The following is a 22,139-nucleotide window of genomic DNA, read 5'->3' as shown; positions in this document are numbered from 1 at the left end:
CCCACCTTACCTCATGACGACTTGCGCACGCGCAGATACCAGTCGCACAAGAGGCGCACCTGCTTCGGCGTATAACCCTTGGCGACCATGCGATTGACGAAGTCCTCATGCTTGCGCTGCTCTTCTGCCGAACCTTTCGCATTGAACGAAATGACCGGCAGCAGTTCTTCCGTATTGGAGAACATCTTCTTCTCGATCACGACGCGCAGCTTCTCGTAGCTGATCCAGGCGGGGTTCTTGCCGCCGTTGGCCGCGCGCGCGCGCAAGACGAAGTTCACGATCTCGTTGCGGAAGTCCTTCGGGTTGCTGATGCCCGCCGGCTTTTCGATCTTCTCCAGTTCGGCATTGAGCGATGCGCGGTCGAAGCTCTCGCCGGTGTCGTGGTCGCGGAACTCCTGGTCCTGAATCCAGAAGTCGGCATAGGTCACGTAACGATCGAAGATGTTCTGTCCATACTCCGAATAGGATTCGAGATACGCGGTCTGAATCTCCTTGCCGATGAACTCGGCGTAGCGCGAAGCCAGCACGTCCTTGATGAACGACAGATATTTCTGCTCCGTTTCCGGCGGAAACTGCTCGCGCTCGATCTGCTGTTCGAGCACGTACATCAGGTGCACCGGATTGGCCGCGACCTCGGACGAATCGAAGTTGAACACGCGCGACAGGATCTTGAACGCGAACCGGGTGGAGACGCCTGTCATGCCTTCGTCCACGCCCGCGTAATCGCGGTACTCCTGATACGACTTCGCTTTCGGATCCGTGTCCTTCAGGTTCTCTCCGTCATAGACCTGCATCTTCGAGAACAGGCTCGAATTCTCCGGCTCGTGCAGACGCGTGAGCACGGCCATCTGCGACATCATCTTGAGCGTGCCCGGTGCGCAGACCGCCTCGGCGAGGGACGAATTGCGCAAGAGCTTCTCGTAGATCTTGATCTCTTCGCCGTAGCGCAGGCAGTACGGCACCTTCACCACGAAGATACGATCGAGCAGTGCTTCGTTGTTCTTGTTGTTGCGGAACGCCTTCCACTCCGACTCGTTCGAGTGAGCGAGGATGACGCCGTCGAACGGGATGGCACCGAAGCCTTCCGTGCCCTTGAAGTTGCCTTCCTGCGTAGCGGTCAGCAACGGATGCAGCACCTTGATCGGCGCCTTGAACATTTCGACGAATTCGAGCAGGCCCTGATTGGCGAGGCACAAACCGCCCGAATAGCTGTACGCGTCTGCGTCGTCCTGCGAATAGGTTTCGAGCTTGCGGATGTCCACCTTGCCGACGAGCGACGAGATGTCCTGGTTGTTCTCATCGCCCGGTTCGGTTTTGGCGATGCCGATCTGGCGAAGGATGGACGGATAGCGGCGCACTACGCGGAACTTGCGGATGTCGCCGTTGTACTCGTGCAGGCGCTTGACGGCCCACGGCGACAGGATGCTCTTCAGGTAGCGGCGCGGGATGCCGTACTGCTCTTCGAGCACCGGGCCGTCCTCGTCGTAGTCGAACAGGCCCAGCGGCGATTCATTGACGGGCGAACCCTTGATGGAATAGAACGGGACCCGTTCCATGAGCTGCTTCAGTCGTTCGGCGATTGACGACTTGCCGCCCCCCACCGGACCCAGCAGATACAGGATCTGCTTCTTCTCTTCCAGACCCTGTGCCGCGTGCCGGAAGTACGACACGACGTTCTCGATCACTTCTTCCATTCCGTAGAACTCGCGGAACGCCGGGTACACCTTGATGACCTTGTTTGCAAACACACGCGATAAACGCGGATCGAGGCGAGTGTCGACCATTTCCGGTTCCCCGATGGCCGTCAACATGCGTTCGCCCGCTGTTGCATATGTGGCAGGATCATCCTTGCAGAGCGCGAGATATTCTTCGAGCGAGAACTCCTCCTCGCGTGTTTTTTCGAAGCGGGTCGCGAAACTGCTGTAGATATCCATGCTACCTCCTCGCCGAAGTCAGAAAGCTATGCCGTGCGCAACGCGCGTAATCGAAACGACATCGCCTGAAATCATCCTAAACCCTTTCGAATTTTTTTTCACGCACTTGCGGTGATCATTTGCTTCGCAGAATTACTAGCTTGGTGAGTCATTTTCGTTCACCTACAATCATCATCCCAATGTCGCGCATGTGCCTATCCTCTTGCTCGACACGCACCCTGCCTGTTCGCTTCCCCGCGCTCTTTTGCACGTCGTCACAGCGCTTGTCCGCCATCTTTTTTCAGCGGTCTCCTACCCGCGTTCCTTCACTTACGCGAACGCCATGTCCGCGGATGCAAAACCTGCAACGTCTGCGATAACCGTTTTGCATGCAGGGTGATTCACGATGATGGAAGCTTCACGCGAGCACCAGTTCGAGTTCGCCGATGCGGTCGATTGAACCATGCAGCATCGCCGGTCCGTCGACGCGATACGCGCCCGTGTACGAGCCCGTCGTGATGGTCCAGAACGGTTCGACCGTCAAGCCCATGCGCGAGCAATGGTTGACGAGCCAGAGCAGCAGTTCGCGCGGATCGCCCGCCGGATTGCCGAGCGCCGCCGGCGCAATGGACATGCCATCGAGCGTAAGTTCGATGCGCGGTGCAAGAAAGTCGAAGCCGGGTGCGATGACGTCGTAAGGCTCCATCGCCGAGACCACGAGCGCGCCGTTGTTCTGCGAATCGGCGAGCTGCGCGAGCGGGTCGAGATTGGGCCACTGCGTGAAGCGGCTGTCGACGACTTCGAGCGCCACCGCCACGCCGCCAATGGCCCCCATGACCTCCTCGCGCGTATAGGGTTCGCTGCGTGCTGGCAGCGTATAAGCGAAGCGGAAGGCGATCTCGAGTTCGACCAGCACGCGGAAGAACGAATCGAACGGCAGCCGGGCTGGGGATGCGTGGACCAGCGTGGCGTCGATGGGCGCGCCGTTGGCCAGCGCGTCCGGCGCGCGCGCGCCGATCTTCCAGGCGCCGATGCGGGCCTCCGTCTCGCGCAGCATCTCGTGCTGGATGGCGTAGGCGGTGGGCGCGTCGGCGGGAATGTCGGCGGGCTCCAGAACCTCGATCAGCTGATGCCGGCGGCGGGCGTCCGCGAGCTTCGCAGCGAGTGTCGATCCGGTCATGTCGATATCCTCGTGATGGGCGGTCATGCGTGCTCACCAGTGTACGGGTTACCGGTTCGATGTGGCTGTCGCGTGACGCGATGCCCGCAGGCGCCGGATCCGCTGGATGTCAGAACGTCTCCCAGTCGCCGCCCGTATCGGCCGCGACCTTGGTGCGGGGCGCCGGGGCCGGAGCCGGTTTCGGTACAGACTTTGTTGCAAGCTTCGGCGCGGGTCGCGTCACCATCGTGGTGCGCGGCGCGGCAAGCGTCGGCTGCGCAGCAAGCGGCGCGCCTTCCGTCACCTGAAACACGGCCACGGCCTGCCGCAAGCGCCCGGCCTGATCTTCCAGCGATTGCGCCGCGGCCGCCGCCTCCTCGACAAGCGCCGCATTCTGCTGCGTCACCTCGTCCATCTGCGTGACCGCGCGCGACACCTGCTCGATGCCGCTCGATTGTTCCTGCGACGCCGCCGCGATCTCGCCCATGATGTCGGTCACGCGCTGCACCGCGCCGATGATCTCGGCCATCGTGCGGCCGGCTTCGTCGACCAGCGCGGAGCCGGACTGGACCCGCGACACCGAGGTATCGATCAACTCCTTGATTTCCTTCGCCGCCGCCGACGAGCGTTGCGCCAGACTGCGCACCTCGCCCGCCACGACCGCGAAGCCGCGTCCTTCCTCGCCGGCGCGCGCCGCTTCGACCGCCGCGTTCAGGGCCAGGATGTTGGTCTGGAACGCAATGCCTTCGATGATCGTGATGATGTCCGCGATCTTCGAGGAACTGCCGTTGATCTCGCGCATCGTGTCCACCACCTGGGTCACGACGGCGCTGCCCTTGCCCGCGATCGCCGACGCGTTCGCTGCGAGCGTGCTCGCCTGGCGTGCGTTGTCGGCGTTCTGACGGACGGTGCCGGTCAGTTCCTCCATGCTCGACGCCGTTTCCTGCAGCGCGGACGCCTGTTCCTCGGTGCGCGAGGACAGATCCGTATTGCCCGCTGCGATTTCCTGTGTGGCGGAGGCGATCGACTCGCTGCCGGAGCGCACGCTGCGCACCGTGTCGAGCAGGCTGGCGCGCATTCTCGCGAGCCCTTCGAGCAGCTGGCCCATTTCATCGCGCGACGTCACGACGACTTCGCGCCGCAGGTCGCCGGCGGCGATGGCGTCGAAGTGGCCGAGCGCGGCTTCCAGCGGCCGCGCGATCGCGCGTCGCAGCGAGACCCATGCGAACGCGGCCGCCGCGACGCCGAGCGCAAGTGCGCCCACGCTCAGCGCGCGGAACCACAGGAAGCGGTTCTGCGCGGCTTCGTAACTCTGCTTCGAGGATTCGGTGAGGAAGGCGCGCAGCGCTTCATTGGCCGTTGCGAGTTCGTTGTAGGTGGCCTGCATCGCCTTGGCGCTGGCGATGATGGCGTCGTGATCGTTCGCCATGACGGCCGCCACGCCCCGGTCGACGATGCCTTGCAGCGCGAGACGCTTGTCCTGCGCGGCATCAGCGAGCCGTTTTTCTCCGGGCGAAGCGGGCAGCGAGGCGTATTGCTTCCAGTAGGCGTCGGCGCGGTCGCGCATCAGGCGCGATCGTTCGACGGTGGTGGCGACTTCCGGCGTGCCCGCGAGCAGCGCGGCGCGATCGAAGACGAGACGTTCACGCGCCGCGTACATTTCCGCGTTGCCGACGGCGATGGCGGCCGGCATCTGCACCGAATAGGTGGCGAGGAACGCGCCGTTCGAGTGGCTCATGCCGATGAGCCCCAACGTGCCGGTGGCGATGAGCAATGCGCCCAGAAACGCCATCGCGATGCCGAGGCGCGCCTTGATCGTCAAACCCTGTTTCATTGAGTGGTCCCCGTGCCGCTCGAAAGCGGGTTGCCCGGCCGCTTGACGGCGGGCGCGTGCGGGTCAGGACCGCTGCGCCCGAAGAAACGCGCGCAGCCGAGACGCGCCTTCACCGTTGGTTTCGGTTGCGCCGCCTGGGCGCGACCGTTCCAGACGTAAACGGCGGCACAGCCTGACGACTTGAGGAGATTGTTTCGAACAAAAGCAAAACGGCGCGTCAAAACGCGCCGTTTTCAGTGAATACTGAAGAATTATGCCGAAACTTCGCTGCGCCGCGGAATCGATGGCTGTGCGCCTTCCCGCGTCACCGCGATCGCCGCCGCACGCTGACCGAAGGCGATCGCGTCGCGCACCGCTGTGCCACGCGCCAGCTCAGCCGCAAAACCGCCGATGAAGGTATCCCCGGCGGCGGTCGTATCGATGGCCTCCACGCGCGGCGAAGCGAGATGGATGCCCGCTTCGTCTTCGCCGTCCAGAAGCGCGAGCACGCCGTCCGAACCGAGCGTCACGATCACATTGCGCGCGCCCTTGGCCTTCAGCGTCTGCGCCGCGCGGCGCGCATCTTCCGTCGAGTTGATCGCGACGCCCGACAGCGTAGCGGCCTCGTGTTCGTTCGGAATCAGATAGTCGATCAGCGGGAACCAGTCGGGCGGCAGTTTGCGGGCGGCGGGCGCGGGATTGAGGATGGTCGTGCGGCCGAGGCGGCGACCGGCGGCGAGCGCGGCGCGCACGGTGTCGAGCGGCGTTTCGAGCTGGCACACGATCAGGTCCGCCGCGGCGATCAGCTGCTCCTGCGCCTCGATGCTCGCCGGCGTCACGAGCGCATTGCTGCCGGCCACGATGACGATGGCGTTCTGGCTGGCATCGTCGACGACGATCAGCGCCACGCCCGTCGATGCGCCGGCGCTCGTCGCAAGCGCGCTGCAATCGATGCCTTCCGCCTCGAGACTCTGCTTCAGGATCGCGCCGTTCGGGTCGTCGCCGACGCAGCCGATCATCGCGACCTGCGCGCCCAGACGCGCGGCGGCGACTGCCTGATTGCCGCCCTTGCCGCCTGCCACTTGCGCGAACGCGTGGCCGGCGAGCGTTTCGCCCGGCTTCGGCAAACGCGGCGCGCGCGCCACGAGGTCCATGTTAAGACTGCCGACCACGGTCACGCGCCCGGTCTTGTTCGTATCGCCTGCTTTGGCGCTTTCGCCCATCATGCTTCCCTGGTTGACCGGCGTGGCCGGCTGGATCAGGCCCGGACGCTGCGCGATTCCGGCACCACGGCCGTGGATTCGCGGCGCACCAGGCGCGGCGGCACCACGCGGCGGCGCGTCGTACCGGTGAGCTTGCCCGTGATGCGTTCGATCAGCGTCTGCGCGGCCATCTCGCCGAGCGCGCGGACCGATTGCCCGACCGTCGACAGCGCCGGGTAGGTATAGCGCGACAGCTCGACATCGTCGAAACCGATGATCGAGCAGTCTGTCGGCACGTTGATGTGGCGCTCGGCCGCCGCCCGCAGTGCGCCGATGCCCATCATGTCGTTGCACGCGAAGATCGCGGTCGGCTTCATGCGGTCGAACAACTGCGATGCGGCAGCATAACCGCCGGTCGCCGAAAAGTCGCTTTGCTGGATCGCGTGCGGCTCGATTTCGATGCCGCGCTCGGCCATCGCGCGGATGAAGCCGTGCAGGCGCATGGCGGACACGGCGGTCTGCACGGGCCCGGTAATGCAGCCGATCTCCGAATGCCCGAGTTGCAGCAGATGCCGGGTCGCGATATACGCGCCTTTTTCGTGATCGATCTGGACGAGGTCCGCTTGCACCCCCTCGATGTTGCGATCGACGATCACAAGCGGCTCGCGCGCGCCCGCGAGGCACTGCGCCAGCACCGAATCCTCGCCAGCGGAGGCGATCACCAGGCCGTCGATGCGCTTTTCCTGCAAGACGCGCAGATAGCTGCGCTGCTTCGCGGGGTCGTCGTCGGAGTTGCAGAAGAACACACAATAGCCGTTCTTCGCGCAGCCGTCCTCGACGCCGCGCGCGAGTTCCGCGAAATACGGATTCGTCGCGTTCGGCACGAGCAGTCCGATGGTCGCCGTCGAACGCGCCTTCAGCGAGCGCGCCACCGCCGACGGTACGTAATCCAGTTCACGGATCGCCCGCTCCACCTTCGCCCGCACGTCGGCCGAAACCGGCCGTGAATTGTTCACTACGTGGGATACCGTCGTGAACGACACCCCGGCAATGGCTGCCACGTCTTTGATCGTCGCCATACATCGTCCTTCGCTTTGCTTTGGTCCAACTGCTCTCTTATTGGTCGTAAGGCGGGCGACGCCGGCTGCTTTCGCTGCCCACGCCGCACTGCTTCCCCGCGCCCTGCCTGCTTTCCGTCACATCTCCGGCGACCCGTACGCGCGTACGCGAACGTTGGTTCGCCGATGTTGCCAGTCCCGGTTCGAGCCGCTTCTCCACCCCGTGCGGAGCGCGCGCCGTCGCCGTCCTGCCCTTGCTGCCTGCTTTGACCCGCCTCAAGCGCGCTTGCGACGGCTGCGATAAGTGTCGAGCACCACCGCCACCACGATCACCGCGCCCGTAATGATGCGCTTGGTCGGCTCGTTCGCGCCGATTTGCGCCAGTCCCGCCGCGAGCACCGAGATGATCAACACGCCGAAAAACGTGCTGATCACCGAGCCGCGCCCGCCCATCAGACTCGTGCCGCCGATCACCACCGCCGCAATCACCTGCAGTTCCACGCCGGCGCCGGCGTTCGGATCGGCGGCTTCCAGACGCGAGATCTGGAACAGCGCCGCCAGGCCCGACAAGGCGCCCATCAGCGCGAACACGATCACCTTGTAGGGTCGCGGATTGACGCCGGCGAGCCGCACGGCCTCTTCATTCGTGCCGATCCCTACGAGATATCGGCCAAAAACCGTCCGGGTCAAGACCAGATGCGCAATTATCATCACGCCGACGGCAATCAGAAACGCCGGCGAGATGCCGAAAGCGATCGGATTCGACAGGAAATCGAACGCATCGCCAATGTACGCCGTGCGCGAGTTCGTCATCTGGTAGGCGAGTCCGCGGGCGCCTTCCAGCACGCCGAGCGACACGATGAACGACGGGATCCGCCATGCCACGGTCACGAGTCCGGTCACCGCGCCCGTCAGCGCAGCGGCCGCGAGCCCGATCAGCGCAGCCGGAATCGCCGGCCAGTGCCACTTGAGCGCAGCCACGCTGACGACCGACGCGCCCAGCGCCAGCACCGAGCCCACCGAAAGGTCGATGCTTGCGATGATCAGCACGAAGGTCATGCCGATCGACATCACGACCAGATCCGGAATCTGGTTGGCGATCGTGCTGAACGTGTCGTAAGTCAGGAAATGTGAGCTCAGCACCGAAAACAGCGCGATCATCGCGGCGAGCGCGCCCGCCAGACCCAGGTAATTCGACAGCCCCAGCCGCGTGCCGACGCCTTTCGCGCTCTTCGGTGCATCGGCTGGAAGGTTCGCTTCGCTCATTCAATGCTCCACGTTGTCTTCGGGCGCCTTCGCGTCGGGCGCGATCGGCTCTTGCAGCAGGGCCTCGCGCCGCGCGTAGCCGGAGAACGCCGCCGCCAGCAGCGCGTCCTGCGACCAGGTCGCGCGCTCGAACACGCCCGTCATGCGTCCCGCCGACATCACGCCGATCCGGTCGCAGATCAGCATCAGTTCGCGCAGATCGCTCGATACCACGACCAGCGTCCGGCCTTCGCGGGTCAGTGCGCCCATCAGGCCGTAGATATCGAATTTGGCGCCGACATCGATGCCGCGCGTCGGTTCGTCGAACAGCAGCACCGGGCAGTCGCGCGCGAGCCAGCGGCCGATCACGACCTTCTGCTGGTTGCCGCCCGACAGCTCCGACACCGCCTGCGCCGGACCCGAGGTGCGGATGCGCATCGCCTCTATCTGGCGTTGCGCGAGCGCCGCTTCCCGGCGCGTGTCGACCACGCCGTGACGCGCCACCGCACCGAGATTGCCCAGTGAAACGTTGGCGGCGATGGGCAGGCTCAGGAGCAGCCCTTCGCCCTTGCGGTCCTCCGTGATCAGCGCGATGCCCGCCTTCACCGCATCCGACGGCGACTGCACGTTCACGCGCCGCAGCGGCTGTCCGGCGCGCGCCACCGACACCTGGCCCGCGTCCGCGCGATCCGCGCCGTAGATGAGGCGCATCAGCTCCGTGCGTCCCGCGCCGATCAGACCGCTCACGCCAAAGATCTCGCCGGCGCGTACTTCGAACGACACGTCGCGCACGGCCGTGCCGCGCGTCATGCCTTCCACTTTCAGCGCGACGTCGCCGATGCGGCGTTCGCCCAGATCGATCCGTTCGCCGATCTCGCGCCCCACCATCAGCGTGACGAGGCGGTCGCTGGTCAGCTCGGCCATCGGCCCGAGATGCACGAGACGGCCGTCGCGCAGCACGGCGGCCCGCTCGGCGATGCGCCGCAATTCCTCCAGCCGGTGCGAGATATACACGAGCGCGACGCCGCGCGCCTTGAGCCGCTCGACCTGTTCGAACAGCAGATCGACTTCGCGCGCGGTGAGCATCGCGGTAGGTTCGTCGAGGATCAGCACGCGGCAATCGCCGATCAGATTGCGCGCGATCTCCACCATCTGCTGATGTCCGATACCGAGACTGCCGACCAGCGTGTCGGGATCGATGGCATCGAGCCCGACTTGCGCCATCGCGTGACGCGCGTCCTGCGCGAGCGTGCGCCGGTCGATCCAGCCGAAGCCGCCCTTGCGCGGCAAGCGGTTCAAAAACAGATTTTCCGCGACGGACAAGGTCGGCAGCAGGTTCAGCTCCTGCATCACCATGCGCACGCCGAGCGCTTCGGCGTCGGAGCGGCTGCGCGGCGCGTAGGCCTGGCCCGCGAGCGTCATGGCGCCGGTGGTCGGGTCCGTGAGTCCGCCGATGATCTTCGACAGCGTGCTCTTGCCCGCGCCGTTCTCGCCGGTCAGCGCGAGCACCTGGCCCGCGTTGAGCGACAGCGACACGTCCGCCAGCACCGGCTCGACATAGGTCTTGCCGATGCCCGTCACCGTCAGCACGTTCGCGTCGCTTGCGTGGCTTGCGTCGTTGGATGGGCTCATGACTGCGTCCAGGCTTCGCTGTGCATCTTCGCTCGAGATTCCGCGCGGCTGGCGTGTCGCTCCTCAGGCACGCCGCGCGCAGTCTGACGGCACGTTCGCCTGAAACATATCGGCATGGCGGCGGCAAACTTGAGGCCGGATGAATGCGAAACGGCGCTTTCGGCACCGTTTCGCCGCTGACGAAACCGCTTCACTTCGTCACGAGATCGACGGGCGTCTCCACCACCTGCGACAGTTCCGACTGCTTCTTGTGCTCGGCGATCGCCTTCAGCGCGACGTCGATGCCGAACACCGCCTGCTTCGCGGCGTACTGGTCGGCGGTGGCGAGCACGCGGCCGTCCTTGAGCATCGGCTTGATCGCGCCGATGTTGTCGAAGCCGACCACCTGCACCTTGCCGGCCTTGCCCGCCGCGCGGATCGCGGAAACCGCGCCGATCGCCATGTTGTCATTGTCGGCGAGCAGCGCCTTGACGTTGGGGTTCGCGTTCAGGATCTGCCCCGCCACGGCATTGCCCTTGTCGATCTCCCATTCGCCCGATTGCAGCGCGACGATCTTCATGCCGCCCGCGTCCATCGCGTCCTTGAAGCCGGCGCTGCGCATCTGCGAATTGGTCGTGGTCGTCACGCCTTCGATGATCGCCACTTCATCGCCCTTCTTGAGATGCTGCGCCAGATAGTCGCCGACCTTGCGCGCGCCCTTGCGGTTGTCCGGTCCGACGAAGGGCACGTTCAGGTCCTTCGACTTGAGCACGTCAGGGTCGAGCCGGTTGTCGATGTTGACCACGATGATGCCCGCGTCCGTCGCCTTCTTGATGACCGGCACGAGCGCCTTCGAATCCGCCGGCGCGACGACGATGGCGTTCACCTTGGAGACGATCATCTGCTCGATGATGCGGATCTGCGCGGCGGTGTCGGTCTCGTCCTTGATGCCGTTGGTGATGAGATCGAACTTGGCGGGGTTGTGAGCCTGATAGTCCTTCGCGCCGTTTTCCATGGTCAGGAAGAACTCGTTGGCGAGCGACTTCATGACAAGCGCGACCTTCGGCTTGCTGGCCGCCTGCGCGAAGGCTGAAGTGGAGGCAAACGGCAGGACGGAACAGGCAGCGAGCGCGACGGCAGCCGACAAGACGCGTCGGCGAAGGGTTCGGTTCATGCGGATCTCCAGTGCTTTGTTCTGGTTTGTCTGGTTTGTGCGTGAAGCAACGATGCGGCAGCGAACGCGAGCATGACGTGACGAACCGCGCGGGACGTGAAAGGAGAACGTACGCAATGAGCCCGATTCAACGGTTTCAGCGACGGTTTCAACGTTTGCTCGCCGTCGATTCTCGTTGCAGAGGCGCGTGAGGTCAATCGGGCTTACGTGTAGAACGTGCGTTCGCGCGCCGTCGTGCGGGCCCTGACTGAACGTCAGGGCAACGCACAGCCTTCAGAGATCCTTGACCGACTGCCCCTCGACCTTGTCGTCGATGATGTCGCGCGCGTAGTCGATGCCGGCGCGGGTGGCATCGATCGGACTCTCGAACGGCTCCTGGTCCGGCACGCCGAACATGACCGAGCGCCCGCTGTCGCCATGCACGCTGCGCGCGATCGTCACGACGATGTCGAAGTGGCGCGGGCCGTCGTCCGGATCATCACGGTCCTTCGCGCGGCGCAGCGCCTGCACCTTGATCTCGAAGCCCTTGTAATGGTCGGAAAGCGGCGTGGACATGATGCGTCTCCTTGGATGAGTGCGGTCGGCACGATCATACGTCGGCTGTTTTTCAGGCGCTTCGCGGCTGAACACTTTGCAACGAAAGCCTTCATGGCGCTTGATGAAAGTCATCTGCAAGGTGGCAAGGCGCATGCCCGTCGGTTCGCCGCGCGCGTCTCCTGATTTCACCTTACGCCATACACCGTTCAAATTCGGTTTGCCATAATGCGCGGGCTGGACAGTGTTTCAAAAGAACGAGTCGTCGAAGAATAACCGTCAATCAGATCAGGGAGCATCCCATGACTATTCGAACCACCGCCGTCGCCGCCGTCCTTGCCGTGTTGAGCCTTGCCTTCGGCGCCAACGCGGCCTTCGCTGCGAACAGCCAGCAGACCAAGATGGGCGACTGCAACAAGCAGGCGGGCGACAAGAAGGGCGACGACCGCAAGGCGTTCATGAAGAGCTGTCTGTCCGCCGCGCCCGCCGCCGCGTCCGCGCCGATGACGCAGCAGCAGAAGATGACCGCATGCAACCAGCAGGCGTCCGGCAAGAAAGGCGACGACCGCAAGACGTTCATGAAGACCTGTCTCAGCAACAAGGGCTGAGCGAGCCGCCTGTATCCCTCGCGCCGCGCTGCATGCGCGGCGATTCTCTCTCGCCGGCGTCTCACTTATTTACGCTCGATACGCGCGGTTATTGCACTGCACCCAAGTTGATGATTCGCACCGTCGTCTTTTTCTCATAAGATGGCGCGAGGCGGCCCCCTCACCAATACAAGCAGAAGCCATCGGCCGCCGCCGTTTCGAGCGGAGCGCAAGCCCCGCATGGAGGCTTTGGATGGCATGGAGACACAAGAACCGCTGGTTCCGGCGCTGGCTCGTGGCAATCACGTTCTGGTTCGTGCCGGTGCTGATCGTCGCGGTCAATGAAGTGCACGAAGAGATGGCCTACAACAGCGTCGATCTGCAAAAGGCCCTCTCCACCTGGGAACTGACCGACGCGCAACGCGCGGCCGGCGCCGCGGCCCGCTGCCACGGCGCTCCCGACGAGGCGCGCGCGGCCGGCTGTCCCGCCGACATCCTCGCCGCGAACGCTGGCAAGCATCAGGAAGCACTCGATGAATACGCGCATCGCAAGGCCACGCTGGCCGATTATCTATGGCATGCGTTCGTCGGCTACTGGATTGTTCCGGCCGCTTTTCTGCTCGTCCTTGGTGTGCTGATCGGCGGCGTCAGGCGCGCGTTGCGCCGGCCGTCCGGTGCGTCGGCAAAACCTTCGGACACCACCGCGGTCGCATCCGCAACCGTTGCGTCCACAAAAGTAAAAACGACGACTCCATCCTGAATACGGGTCGGGTACGGTCGTTGCTACTGCTTGATGCGGTCTTGTCGCACGTTTGCATGGCGGCATCGCGAAATTAATGCTTGCTTGCGAGGCGTCATTCGGGCGAAAGCTCCACCTTGCATTCCACTGGTCGAAACATCGTCCAGCGCAAGCTTACAGTCGCGATACGGCGGGCAACGTGCGTCATTTACGACGCTGGAACGGGGACAGGAAGCGGATTCGGAGCGAGCGTTGCCATCGGGCAAAGCGCGAACCTAATGTTGCAAAGCCTGAAAACCCGCGTCCGGCAAGGTTTCGAGCCTGTGCACGGAGAACCGTGTCGGTTTGCGGCCGTGCTATAACTTGTGTGCTTCACCCTCCCGCTCTATGGGGTTTCCACATTTCACGATGGAGAACAATGATGCAAAGACGAAACTTCATGCTCAAGTCCACCGCTGCTCTGGCGCTGGGAGGCCTTGCGCTTGCCGGCTGCACGACCAACACCAACTCGGGCGCTGAACAGTCCGCAGGCGCGGCAGACCAGCGCCGTTCCATCGACGCCGATGTCGACAGCACCATCCAGCGTCTGTATGCGACCGTCGGCGGCTCGCGCGAGCTGGTCGCGAAGTCGCGCGGCGTACTCGTGTTCCCGCAGGTCCTGCAAGCCGGCTTCATCGTCGGCGCCCAGTACGGCAAGGGTTCGCTGCGCGTGGGCGGCAGCAGCGTCGGCTACTACAGCACGACGTCCGGCTCGTTCGGCCTGCAAGCCGGCGCGCAGTCGAAGGCGTTGATCTTCCTGTTCATGACGCAGGACGCGCTCGACAAATTCCGCAACTCGGACGGCTGGTCGGCAGGCGCGGACGCTTCCGTCGCACTCGTGAAGATGGGCGCGAACGGCGTGATCGACACCACCACGGCCACCGCGCCGGTCGAAGCCATCGTGCTGACCAACGCCGGCCTGATGGCCGATGTCTCGCTCCAGGGCACGAAGGTCTCGCGCCTGAAGTTCTGATCCCCTTCCATCGCGGACCGCAGCGGGGTCCGTATGGCAAAACCGCCGTGTCGCGCGACTTTCGGGTCGCGCCACACGGCGGTTTTTTTAACGCGGATGAAACGGATCAGGTCGTGGTCGCGCGGTCGATGACCCTGAAACGCGCCCGTTTCTGCGCGCGCACGACGGCCTTGTAGGCGTCGAGATACTGGCGCGCCATGCGATGCGACGTGAAGCGGTCCTCGAAGCGCTTGCGCACGCCTTCACGCGACAGCGTATGCAGCCGGTTCACGGCCGCCACCGCGCCGATTTCATCCTCGACGATGAAGCCCGACACCCCTTCATCCACCACTTCCGGCACCGCGCCGCGATTGAAGGCGATCACGGGCGTGCCGCAGGCCATCGCCTCGATCATCACGAGGCCGAACGGCTCGGGCCAGTCGATGGGAAACAGCAGCGCATGGGCGCCCGAGAGGAACTCGGCCTTCTGGCTATCGCTGATCTCGCCGACGAATTCCACATAAGGCAACTTGAGCAGCGGCGCGATCTCGCGTTCGAAGTACTCGTGATCAGCGAAGTCCACCTTGGCGGCGATCTTGATCGGCAAACCGCAGCGTCCCGCGATGCGGATTGCGGTATCTACCCGCTTTTCCGGCGAAATGCGGCCCAGAAAAGCCAGATATTTCTGCTCGACGGGTTGCGGCGTGTACAGGTCTTCCGGCAGCCCGTGATAGACCGTCGACACCCATTTGGCTTGCGGCAACGGGTGGCGCTGGGCGTCGGAGATGGAGACGACCGGCGCGGTGTCGAAGGTATCGAAGACCGGCTGCTGTTCGGGCAGGTCGAGACGGCCGTGCATCGTGGTGAGGAATGGCGTTTCCTGCCGCTTGAACAGCGAGAACGAGTAGTAGTCCATGTGGAAGTGCAGCACGTCGAACTCTTCAGCCCGGCGGCGCACCAGTTCCAGCAGGAGCATGTGCGGCGCGATGCGGTCGCGGATCGCAGGGTCGAGCCGCAACGCGCGCGGCCAGACTGCTTCCAGTCGGGCGCTGGTCTGGGAATCGCCGGTGGCGAACAGCGTGACCTCGTGACCGAGTTCCACGAGCGCCTCGGTGAGATACGACACGACACGTTCCGTGCCCCCGTACAGCTTCGGCGGCACCGATTCGGTCAGCGGGGCGATCTGGGCAATTCTCATCGTTCTCGTCTCCATGAGCATATCGACGGCAGCGCACGCGTGGCGCGAACCGTCGCCTGCGGCATCGAGTATGACAGCCGGCTGACAGCCCGGCCACGAGGTTTGCCCTTACATCAGTTCAATGCCCTGTCATCGGATGCCGCGTGCGGGACGTCCACGCGTTATCCGCATTATCGAAGGAGAATCGCTGCTGCCCAGCGCACGCTTGCACTTTCATCGCTCTGTTACAGGGCCGAAACAATCGTTTCGGCGCGCCGTTACGCCTTGGAGACGCCGCGCAGATGGGTCAGAAAATCGTCGCGCCAGACGCCCAGATCGTGCTTGCGGAGTGCGTTCATGTTGGCTTCGTAGCGCTGCTGGCGTTCTGCGAGCGGCATGGTCAGCGCCCGCGCAATCGCCTCGCTCGTGCCGACGATATCGTGCGGGTTCACCAGCACCGCGCCCGTCATCTCGTCGGCGGCGCCGGCGAATTGCGACAGGACGAGCACGCCGGGATCGTCCGGATTCTGCGCGGCGACGTACTCCTTCGCGACGAGGTTCATGCCGTCGCGCAACGGCGTCACCAGCCCGACCTGCGATTCCCGGAACAACGACATCAGCTTCCACCGGTCGTAGCGCTGGTTCAGGTAGCGGATCGGCGTGTAGTCGAGGCCCGAATAACGGCCGTTGATGCGCCCTGCTTCGTATTCGAGGTTCTGGCGGATCTGCTGATAGCTCTCGACGTCGGAACGCGTGGGCGGCGCGATCTGCACGAGCGTCACGTTGCCGCGCCACTCCGGCGACTTCTCCAGGAAATGCTCGAAGGCGCGGAAGCGCTCGACCAGGCCTTTCGAGTAATCGAGCCGGTCCACGCTCATGATGAGCTTGCGGCCTTCGAGGCTTTGCTTCAGGTCCATCACGTCCTGACGCGCCTCGCCGCGCTCGGCCTGCTCGGCGATTTCATCAGGGAACACGCCGATGCGGTACACGTTCGTCGTCAGCTTGCGGCCAAAGGCTTCGACGTGGCCGTCGGCGGTGGCCGTGCCGTGGGCATGGCGCACGATGTAATCGTGAAACGCCACGCGGTCGCCTTCGGTCTGGAAGCCCACGACGTCATAGCAGCACAGCGATTTGACGAGTTCCTCGTGCGGCGGAATGTTCAACAGGATCTGCGGCGACGGAAACGGAATGTGCAGGAAGAAACCGATGCGATTGTCGATGCCCTCCGAGCGCAGCGCCTCCGCGAACGGGATCATGTGATAGTCGTGGACCCAGATGACGTCGTCGGGTTCGAGCAGCTTGATCAGCTTGTGCGCGAGCCAGGCGTTCACGCGCCGGTAGCCGGCGTATTCGTCGCGATCGTAGACGGCGAGATCGTTGCGATAGTGGAAGACCGGCCACAGCATCGCGTTGGAAAAGCCGCGGTAGTACTGGTCGTAGTCTTTCTTCGTCAGGCCCACGGTGGCAAAGGTCACGGCACCGTCCTGTTCGAGCTTGGGACCCTGGTTCGCCACGGTTTCGCTCACCACGTCCCCGCTCCAGCCAAACCAGACGCCGCCACTGTCCTTCAGCGCGCCGAAGACGCCGACAGCGAGCCCGCCTGCGGAGCCCTTGGTTTCGGTCGGCGTGGCGACCCGGTTGGATACGACGACGAGACGACTCATATGCTTGCCCTTTTCCTCATTGAACATGTCGGTTTGTTTTTCGACTGCGAATCGCCTGCGGGGTTTCCATGCGCGGCGAGCGATCCTTCAGCCGCCTCTATTCTTCACGTTTTTTCGCCCCGCGTCGGTGCGGTAGACGCCGCCGCGTGCGCGTGCGGATCGGGTCCGCTCGCCTCGCCGCGGCTTGCGACCGGATCGGCGGGGGTATTGGCAGTATGGGCGGTACTGGATGCCTCGGCCGGCGCCGTGCCCGTACGCTGAAGCGGCGGCGCGAAATCGACGTGGCTTTCCTTGTCCGTCGAAAGATCCGCCCGTGCGCGCGGCAAATAGTTCGGATACGCCGCCTGCACGAAATTCACGAGTCCCTCGCGCACGCGGCAGCGCAAGTCCCAGTTCAACGCCGAATCGAACGAGCTGACGAGCACGCGCAGTTGCAGCGCCCGATCTGTCGCGTCGGTGACCTGCAAGACCTGTACGCGACCGTCCCATTCCGGCGCATGCGCAAGAATGCGCTCCAGTTCCTCGCGCAGCGGCGCGAGCGGCATGCGGTAATCCACGTACAGAAATACCGTGCCGATGATCTGCGAGCTGTTACGGGTCCAGTTCGTGAACGGATTCTCGATGAACCACTGCAACGGCACGATCAGCCGGCGCTGGTCCCAGATGCGGATGGACACGTAAGTGCCGGTGATTTCCTCGACCCGCCCCCATTCGCCCTGGATGACGACGACGTCGTCGAGGCGGATCGGCTGCGACAGCGCGATCTGCAAACCTGCGATCAGATTGCCGAGCACCGGCCGCGCGGCAATACCGGCGACCAGTCCCGCGACGCCCGCCGACGCCAGCAGGCTCGCGCCGATCTGGCGCACGCTCGGGAACGCCATCAGCGCCCCGCCGAAGCCGATGATGACGATCACCACCATCACCGAACGCGCGAGCACGCGTGCCTGCGTGTGGATGCGACGGGCATCGAGGTTGTCGTGGGTATCGAGCGGGTGCGCCTGCACGATCGCCTCGCCGACCGCCCCCGCCGAGCGCGCCGCGAGAAACGTGAGCGCGACGATCAGCGCGACGGTCTCGACATCGCGCAGCACGCCGATGAACGGCAGCGTGTCGGGCGCCTCGAAAATCATGAAACCGATGCCGAGAATGATCAGCAGGACCCGCGCGGGTGTGTCGATGTAGCGCAGCACGACGCTCATCAGCGGATAGGGTCGCGCGATGCGCGTCAGGATGCGCGCGCCGGCCCGATGCACGCCGAGCGCGAACAGCACGGCGATGACGGCGACGATCAGCGCGCCCGGCCAGGTGCCGAGCGGCCGTTCGGCCAGGTCGAGGAAGTGATCGAAAGAAAGCATGAAGGTCGCGGGATCAGCCTCGGGTTGGATACAGGGCGAGGTGGATACGGCGGCGCGCATCGCGCGAGCGCGATGGCACAAACCAGGGGTGCGGAAGCCGCACCGTGTTCAGCGAATCTTGCCGGCCGGCGGTCAAGGACGGAGCAGCAAGCGGTTAGCAAGCGGGACGCCAGCCCCCTTCCTGCCGTCCGGGCTTGACCGCTCAGCCCGCCATCAGCGTTCGGCCTTGCAGGGAAACGCCTTGCCGAGGCCGAGCGACACCATGGTCGTGGCGTTGAAATCGGCCTTGTCCGGATTGCCGGCGATGTACTTGCGCACCGCATCCGTCAGTTGCTGGGGTTTCACGTCCGCCGGCAGGCAGAAGTACTGGCCGACCTGCGGCCCGGAGGTTCCGCCGATGGCCTCGATCGTGTTGTAGACACCGTCCGCCGCGCCTTCGATATAGGCCGCGCAGGCGGTGCGCGAGTTGGGGTCCGTCTTGGTGCACAGCTTGTTCAGGTCGTTGCCGGTGAACGCGAACGCGCACAGAGGTGTCGCGAGTGCACAGGCGATGACGATTTCCCGCAGCATGATCTTCCTTTTATGTTGAGCGGCGGCGTGGGTCCGGACAACGGTCTGGCGCACCGGGGCGGCCGCGCCTGACCGCCGGGTGCGCCCGTGTCCATGCAGCGCTGCGCTATTTTGCACCGTTTGCGCTGCTTGGGGCAGCAGCGCCGCCCTGCTGCATCGAATCGAGGCGGGCCTGCAAACCCTCGGCGACGTCCTTCGCCTCGTACTTGCGGGCAAAGTCCACAGCCGTCATGCCGATCTGGTTCTTGACGCGCAGGTCAGCGCCTTCGTCGAGCAGCAGCTTGCAGGTCGACAGATGCCCGCCGCGCGCGGCCATCATCAGCGGCGTCGTGCCGTTCGGCGAGCCCGCGTCGATATAGGCCGAATGGTCCAGCAGGATCTTCACGATGTCGTCATGACCGTTGGTCGCGGCATAGTGCAGCGGCGTCCAGCCCTTCTTGTTCACTTCGGCATCCTTGGCGATCAGCGCATTCACGAAGGTCGCGTCGCCGTTGAGGGCCGCGAGCATCATCGCGTTCTCGCCGGCGGGGTCGGTCTTTTCCAGATCGGTTTTCGGATTCTCGGCGAGCAGCTGGCCGACCTTGTCGGACTTCTCACGCGCCGCGATCACGAGCAGCGGCGTGCCGGTGTTGTCGACCGTGTTCGGATCCGCGCCCTGCGCGAGTTGCTTCCTGACCTCAGAGATGTCGTCGAACTTGACGGCCTTGATGAGCGAATCCACCGACGCGGCCCAGACCGGCTGCGCAATGGCACAGCCGGCGACGAGCGCCGCCGCGACCAGCCGGCGCAACGCCGAGCCCTTCGTTTGCTTCGTGCCGGTGGCGAAAACGTTTGACGTGCGTGCCGTGGAAAAAGCGGAAATCATCGACGAATTGTTCATGGTTGCCTTCGGATTGCCTCGAAACGGGTTGCTTGTACACGCGGTGCGGCCGCCCTCAGCCTGCCCGCGCGATCTTGAAAAGACGGAAGAAGTTGTCCGTGGTGGCCTGCGCCAGCCCTTCTTCCGGCTGCTCGCGTAGTTGCGCGACAAATCGTCCGACATGGCTCACGTACGCAGGTTCATTCGGTTTGCCGCGATACGGCACCGGCGCGAGATAAGGCGAATCGGTTTCGATCAGCAGGCGTTCCAGCGGCACGCGGCGCGCCACGTCCTGCACGTCCTTCGCGCTCTTGAACGTGACGATGCCCGACAGCGAAATATGGAAGTTCTGCGCAAGCGCCTTTTCGGCCGCGTCCCACGGCTCGGTGAAACAATGCATCACGCCGCCCGGCACGCCAGCGCGCTCTTCTTCCATGATGCGCAGCGTGTCGTCCGACGACGCGCGCGTATGGATGATGAGCGGCTTGCCCGTCTGGTGGGCCGCGCGGATGTGGGTGCGGAAGCGTTCGCGCTGCCACTCCATGTCGGCCAGGCTGCGGCCTTCGAGACGATAGTAGTCGAGGCCGGTTTCGCCGATCGCGCAAACCTTGGGATGCCGCGCCAGCTCGACGAGTTCCTCGACGCTCGGCTCGCGCATGTCCTCGTGATCCGGATGCACGCCGACCGACGCATACACGTTCTCGTACCGTTCGGCGATCGCGAGCACCGAGGGCAGCGTTTCCAGATCGACCGACACGCACAATGCATGCGTCACCGAATGCGCACGCATGTTGTCGAGCACGTCGGGCAGGCGGTCGGCGAGTCCTTCGAAGTTGATGTGACAGTGTGAATCGACAAACATGCGCGGCTCCTCAGTGCGTGTGCGGTGCGGCGGTGCGCTGCGTGTCGAGACGCAGGCCGAGGATCACGAGATCGCGCTCGACGCCGTCCAGCACCGCGACGCGCGGCAGCGCGCCCCAGGTCTCGAAGCCGAAGCCGGCAAACAGCTTCACGCTGGCTTCGTTATGCCCGAAGACGAACCCGAGCACGGTATCGACCTTCATTGAAGGCGCGCGTTCGAGCGCCTCGCGCAGCAGCGCACGGCCGAGGCCCTTGCCGCGAGCGCGCTCGTGCAGATAAATGCTCACCTCGACGGTGCGGGCATACGCCGGGCGGCCGTAGAAGTCCGAGAAGCTGAGCCACGCGATGACCTCGCCGCCCTCCTCGACGACCCACAGCGGGCGCGCTTGCGGCGAATGCGCGTGAAACCACGCGTGACGGCTTTCGAGCGTGACCGGCTCGAGATCGGCGGTGACCTGGCGCGAGGCGATCGTCGAATTGTAGATGGCGACGATGGCGGGCAGATCGTCGAAGGTGGCGTCGCGGTACTGGAGCGTCATGGTGAATTCAAAAAGGCCTTCGGCACTGCGTCAGCCGACGTAGATGCCGCGATAGCCAAGGAACAGTTCCTCGAACACGAGGCGCGCGTTGAGCGGGTGATTTTCCACGGCGCGCTGCCGCGTGACGGTTTTCATGTAGCGGGCGAGCGCGGCGGCATCCGCGCCCTGCGCACAGCGGGCGAGCGACTTGGCCGCGCCCGGGAAGTAGCGCGGCCGGCCCGCCGTGCGTTGCGCGAGCAAGTCGTAGAGCCAGCGCTGCAACCAGCCGAGCACGAGTGGCACCGGCAGCTTCTGCAGGTTCTCGCCACAGGCGAAGGCGTCGCAGTTCGGTCCGGCGGCGAGCTGGGTGAGCGTGAAGTCGCGCAACGCGCGGTTCTCGTCGCTCGCCAGCGCCAGCGCCGCCAGCGGCGCGCCGCCTGCCTGTGCGAGCAGGCCCGCTGCGTCGTCGATACCCTGAGCCGCGAGCCATGCGTTCGCCTGCGCGGGTTCGGGCACGCTCATCGGCCATTGACGGCAGCGGCTCACGATGGTCGGCAGCAGCCGGTCCATGCGCGCGGAAACCAGCAGGAACACGACGCCTGACGGCGGTTCTTCGAGCGTCTTCAACAGCGCATTGGCGGCAGCGACATTCAATGCCTCGGCGGGATACAGCACCACGACGCGCATGCCGCCCCGGTGCGAGCCCAGCGCGCAGAAGTCCAGCAGCGCCCGCACCTGTTCGATCTTGATTTCCTTGCTGGGTGCGCGCGTTTTCTTGCCTTCGTCGCCATCGGCTTTGTCGGCGGGGGCGTCGGCGGCGTCGCCCGAGTTGGCGACGGCGAGTCCCGCGAGCGCTTCCGGCAGCACGACGCGATAGTCGGGATGGTTGCCCTGCGAAAACCACAGGCACGCCGGGCAGTGGCCGCAGGGTTCGCCGTTCGCCTCGGGCGCCTCGCACAGCAGCCCTTGCGCCAGATGCTGCGCGAACTGCAATTTGCCGATGCCCGCTTCGCCATGCAGCAGCAACGCGTGCGGCCAGTGCGCGCGCAGTTGCTGGAGGCGTTGCCAGTCATCGGTCTGCCAAGGGTAGATCATCGTTTCTTCTT

20 protein-coding genes are annotated in these 22,139 nt (G+C 64.7%); 3 read left to right on the top strand and 17 right to left on the bottom strand.

Features of this window, described 5'->3' with window-relative positions; translation table 11 throughout:
• Window positions 1-11 precede the first annotated feature (11 nt).
• The 9 genes from QCE88_RS09055 to QCE88_RS09015 form a co-directional block, all read right to left on the bottom strand.
• Window positions 12-1,934 carry a PrkA family serine protein kinase gene (locus QCE88_RS09055; RefSeq protein ID WP_309832267.1) on the bottom strand — a complete coding sequence of 641 codons (1,923 nt, stop codon included), beginning with the start codon at window positions 1,932-1,934 and terminating at the stop codon, window positions 12-14.
• A 397-nt stretch (window positions 1,935-2,331) separates the two neighbouring features.
• Entirely contained in the window at window positions 2,332-3,093 is a 762-nt protein-coding gene (locus QCE88_RS09050) for a fumarylacetoacetate hydrolase family protein (protein ID WP_309903481.1), read from the bottom strand.
• Window positions 3,094-3,202: 109 nt separating this feature from the next.
• Window positions 3,203-4,906 (bottom strand): methyl-accepting chemotaxis protein, encoded by a 1,704-nt coding sequence (locus QCE88_RS09045; RefSeq protein ID WP_309901099.1) that lies wholly within the window; start codon window positions 4,904-4,906, stop codon window positions 3,203-3,205.
• 251 nt (window positions 4,907-5,157) lie between these two features.
• Entirely contained in the window at window positions 5,158-6,108 is a 951-nt protein-coding gene (rbsK, locus tag QCE88_RS09040; protein WP_309903478.1) for a ribokinase, read from the bottom strand.
• 35 nt (window positions 6,109-6,143) lie between these two features.
• Window positions 6,144-7,166, bottom strand: a complete 1,023-nt coding sequence (locus QCE88_RS09035) for a LacI family DNA-binding transcriptional regulator (protein WP_309901097.1) — start codon at window positions 7,164-7,166, stop codon at window positions 6,144-6,146.
• 255 nt (window positions 7,167-7,421) lie between these two features.
• Window positions 7,422-8,411, bottom strand: a complete 990-nt coding sequence (locus QCE88_RS09030; protein ID WP_309901095.1) for an ABC transporter permease — start codon at window positions 8,409-8,411, stop codon at window positions 7,422-7,424.
• The gene (locus tag QCE88_RS09025) at window positions 8,412-10,022 is read right to left on the bottom strand and encodes a sugar ABC transporter ATP-binding protein (RefSeq protein ID WP_309901093.1); all 1,611 of its coding nucleotides are present in this window, start codon (window positions 10,020-10,022) and stop codon (window positions 8,412-8,414) included. It lies immediately after the preceding gene.
• Window positions 10,023-10,212: 190 nt separating this feature from the next.
• Complete coding sequence (locus QCE88_RS09020; RefSeq protein WP_309901091.1) at window positions 10,213-11,175, bottom strand: sugar ABC transporter substrate-binding protein; 963 nt, start codon at window positions 11,173-11,175, stop codon at window positions 10,213-10,215.
• A 273-nt stretch (window positions 11,176-11,448) separates the two neighbouring features.
• A complete protein-coding gene (locus tag QCE88_RS09015; protein WP_309901089.1) occupies window positions 11,449-11,730 on the bottom strand; it encodes a hypothetical protein in 282 nt (93 codons plus the stop codon).
• 281 nt (window positions 11,731-12,011) lie between these two features.
• Between QCE88_RS09015 and QCE88_RS09010 the strand changes: the two genes are divergently transcribed.
• From QCE88_RS09010 to QCE88_RS09000, 3 genes are all read left to right on the top strand, one after another.
• Entirely contained in the window at window positions 12,012-12,317 is a 306-nt protein-coding gene (locus tag QCE88_RS09010) for a PsiF family protein (RefSeq protein WP_309901087.1), read from the top strand.
• Between the two features lie 232 nt (window positions 12,318-12,549).
• Entirely contained in the window at window positions 12,550-13,056 is a 507-nt protein-coding gene (locus QCE88_RS09005) for a hypothetical protein (RefSeq protein WP_309903476.1), read from the top strand.
• A 400-nt stretch (window positions 13,057-13,456) separates the two neighbouring features.
• A complete protein-coding gene (locus QCE88_RS09000; protein ID WP_309903474.1) occupies window positions 13,457-14,047 on the top strand; it encodes a YSC84-related protein in 591 nt (196 codons plus the stop codon).
• 106 nt (window positions 14,048-14,153) lie between these two features.
• Here the strand turns inward: QCE88_RS09000 and QCE88_RS08995 are convergent, their stop codons facing one another.
• From QCE88_RS08995 to QCE88_RS08960, 8 genes are all read right to left on the bottom strand, one after another.
• The gene (locus QCE88_RS08995) at window positions 14,154-15,224 is read right to left on the bottom strand and encodes a glycosyltransferase family 4 protein (RefSeq protein WP_309901085.1); all 1,071 of its coding nucleotides are present in this window, start codon (window positions 15,222-15,224) and stop codon (window positions 14,154-14,156) included.
• Between the two features lie 257 nt (window positions 15,225-15,481).
• Window positions 15,482-16,867 (bottom strand): alpha,alpha-trehalose-phosphate synthase (UDP-forming), encoded by a 1,386-nt coding sequence (gene otsA / locus QCE88_RS08990; protein ID WP_309901083.1) that lies wholly within the window; start codon window positions 16,865-16,867, stop codon window positions 15,482-15,484.
• 104 nt (window positions 16,868-16,971) lie between these two features.
• On the bottom strand, window positions 16,972-18,225 hold the full coding sequence (locus tag QCE88_RS08985; RefSeq protein WP_309901081.1) for a mechanosensitive ion channel domain-containing protein: 1,254 nt from the start codon (window positions 18,223-18,225) through the stop codon (window positions 16,972-16,974).
• A gap of 213 nt (window positions 18,226-18,438) precedes the next feature.
• Window positions 18,439-18,795, bottom strand: coding sequence for a Rap1a/Tai family immunity protein (locus QCE88_RS08980; RefSeq protein WP_309808262.1), 357 nt, complete (start codon window positions 18,793-18,795; stop codon window positions 18,439-18,441).
• A 106-nt stretch (window positions 18,796-18,901) separates the two neighbouring features.
• On the bottom strand, window positions 18,902-19,675 hold the full coding sequence (locus tag QCE88_RS08975; protein ID WP_309901079.1) for an ankyrin repeat domain-containing protein: 774 nt from the start codon (window positions 19,673-19,675) through the stop codon (window positions 18,902-18,904).
• 55 nt (window positions 19,676-19,730) lie between these two features.
• Entirely contained in the window at window positions 19,731-20,516 is a 786-nt protein-coding gene (locus QCE88_RS08970; RefSeq protein ID WP_309901076.1) for a TatD family hydrolase, read from the bottom strand.
• A gap of 10 nt (window positions 20,517-20,526) precedes the next feature.
• Window positions 20,527-21,054, bottom strand: coding sequence for an N-acetyltransferase family protein (locus QCE88_RS08965; protein WP_309901075.1), 528 nt, complete (start codon window positions 21,052-21,054; stop codon window positions 20,527-20,529).
• A 30-nt stretch (window positions 21,055-21,084) separates the two neighbouring features.
• On the bottom strand, window positions 21,085-22,128 hold the full coding sequence (locus QCE88_RS08960) for a DNA polymerase III subunit delta' (protein WP_309901073.1): 1,044 nt from the start codon (window positions 22,126-22,128) through the stop codon (window positions 21,085-21,087).
• Window positions 22,129-22,139: the final 11 nt, after the last annotated feature.

The sequence above is a fragment of the Caballeronia sp. LZ035 genome, from assembly GCF_031451175.1.
GTDB lineage: Bacteria > Pseudomonadota > Gammaproteobacteria > Burkholderiales > Burkholderiaceae > Caballeronia.
Note: the sequence above shows the minus strand (reverse complement) of the source record. Positions and strands in the feature narration are given on the sequence as shown.

Bases quoted from the DNA above. Each gene is read 5' to 3' on its own strand.
- QCE88_RS09055 (WP_309832267.1), bottom strand. From the start codon at position 1,934: ATGGATATCTACAGCAGTTTCGCGACCCGCTTCGAAAAAACACGCGAG.
- QCE88_RS09050 (WP_309903481.1), bottom strand. From the start codon at position 3,093: ATGACCGGATCGACACTCGCTGCGAAGCTCGCGGACGCCCGCCGCCGG.
- QCE88_RS09045 (WP_309901099.1), bottom strand. From the start codon at position 4,906: ATGAAACAGGGTTTGACGATCAAGGCGCGCCTCGGCATCGCGATGGCG.
- rbsK (WP_309903478.1), bottom strand. From the start codon at position 6,108: ATGGGCGAAAGCGCCAAAGCAGGCGATACGAACAAGACCGGGCGCGTG.
- QCE88_RS09035 (WP_309901097.1), bottom strand. From the start codon at position 7,166: ATGGCGACGATCAAAGACGTGGCAGCCATTGCCGGGGTGTCGTTCACG.
- QCE88_RS09030 (WP_309901095.1), bottom strand. From the start codon at position 8,411: ATGAGCGAAGCGAACCTTCCAGCCGATGCACCGAAGAGCGCGAAAGGC.
- QCE88_RS09025 (WP_309901093.1), bottom strand. From the start codon at position 10,022: ATGAGCCCATCCAACGACGCAAGCCACGCAAGCGACGCGAACGTGCTG.
- QCE88_RS09020 (WP_309901091.1), bottom strand. From the start codon at position 11,175: ATGAACCGAACCCTTCGCCGACGCGTCTTGTCGGCTGCCGTCGCGCTC.
- QCE88_RS09015 (WP_309901089.1), bottom strand. From the start codon at position 11,730: ATGTCCACGCCGCTTTCCGACCATTACAAGGGCTTCGAGATCAAGGTG.
- QCE88_RS09010 (WP_309901087.1), top strand. From the start codon at position 12,012: ATGACTATTCGAACCACCGCCGTCGCCGCCGTCCTTGCCGTGTTGAGC.
- QCE88_RS09005 (WP_309903476.1), top strand. From the start codon at position 12,550: ATGGCATGGAGACACAAGAACCGCTGGTTCCGGCGCTGGCTCGTGGCA.
- QCE88_RS09000 (WP_309903474.1), top strand. From the start codon at position 13,457: ATGCAAAGACGAAACTTCATGCTCAAGTCCACCGCTGCTCTGGCGCTG.
- QCE88_RS08995 (WP_309901085.1), bottom strand. From the start codon at position 15,224: ATGAGAATTGCCCAGATCGCCCCGCTGACCGAATCGGTGCCGCCGAAG.
- otsA (WP_309901083.1), bottom strand. From the start codon at position 16,867: ATGAGTCGTCTCGTCGTCGTATCCAACCGGGTCGCCACGCCGACCGAA.
- QCE88_RS08985 (WP_309901081.1), bottom strand. From the start codon at position 18,225: ATGCTTTCTTTCGATCACTTCCTCGACCTGGCCGAACGGCCGCTCGGC.
- QCE88_RS08980 (WP_309808262.1), bottom strand. From the start codon at position 18,795: ATGCTGCGGGAAATCGTCATCGCCTGTGCACTCGCGACACCTCTGTGC.
- QCE88_RS08975 (WP_309901079.1), bottom strand. From the start codon at position 19,675: ATGAACAATTCGTCGATGATTTCCGCTTTTTCCACGGCACGCACGTCA.
- QCE88_RS08970 (WP_309901076.1), bottom strand. From the start codon at position 20,516: ATGTTTGTCGATTCACACTGTCACATCAACTTCGAAGGACTCGCCGAC.
- QCE88_RS08965 (WP_309901075.1), bottom strand. From the start codon at position 21,054: ATGACGCTCCAGTACCGCGACGCCACCTTCGACGATCTGCCCGCCATC.
- QCE88_RS08960 (WP_309901073.1), bottom strand. From the start codon at position 22,128: ATGATCTACCCTTGGCAGACCGATGACTGGCAACGCCTCCAGCAACTG.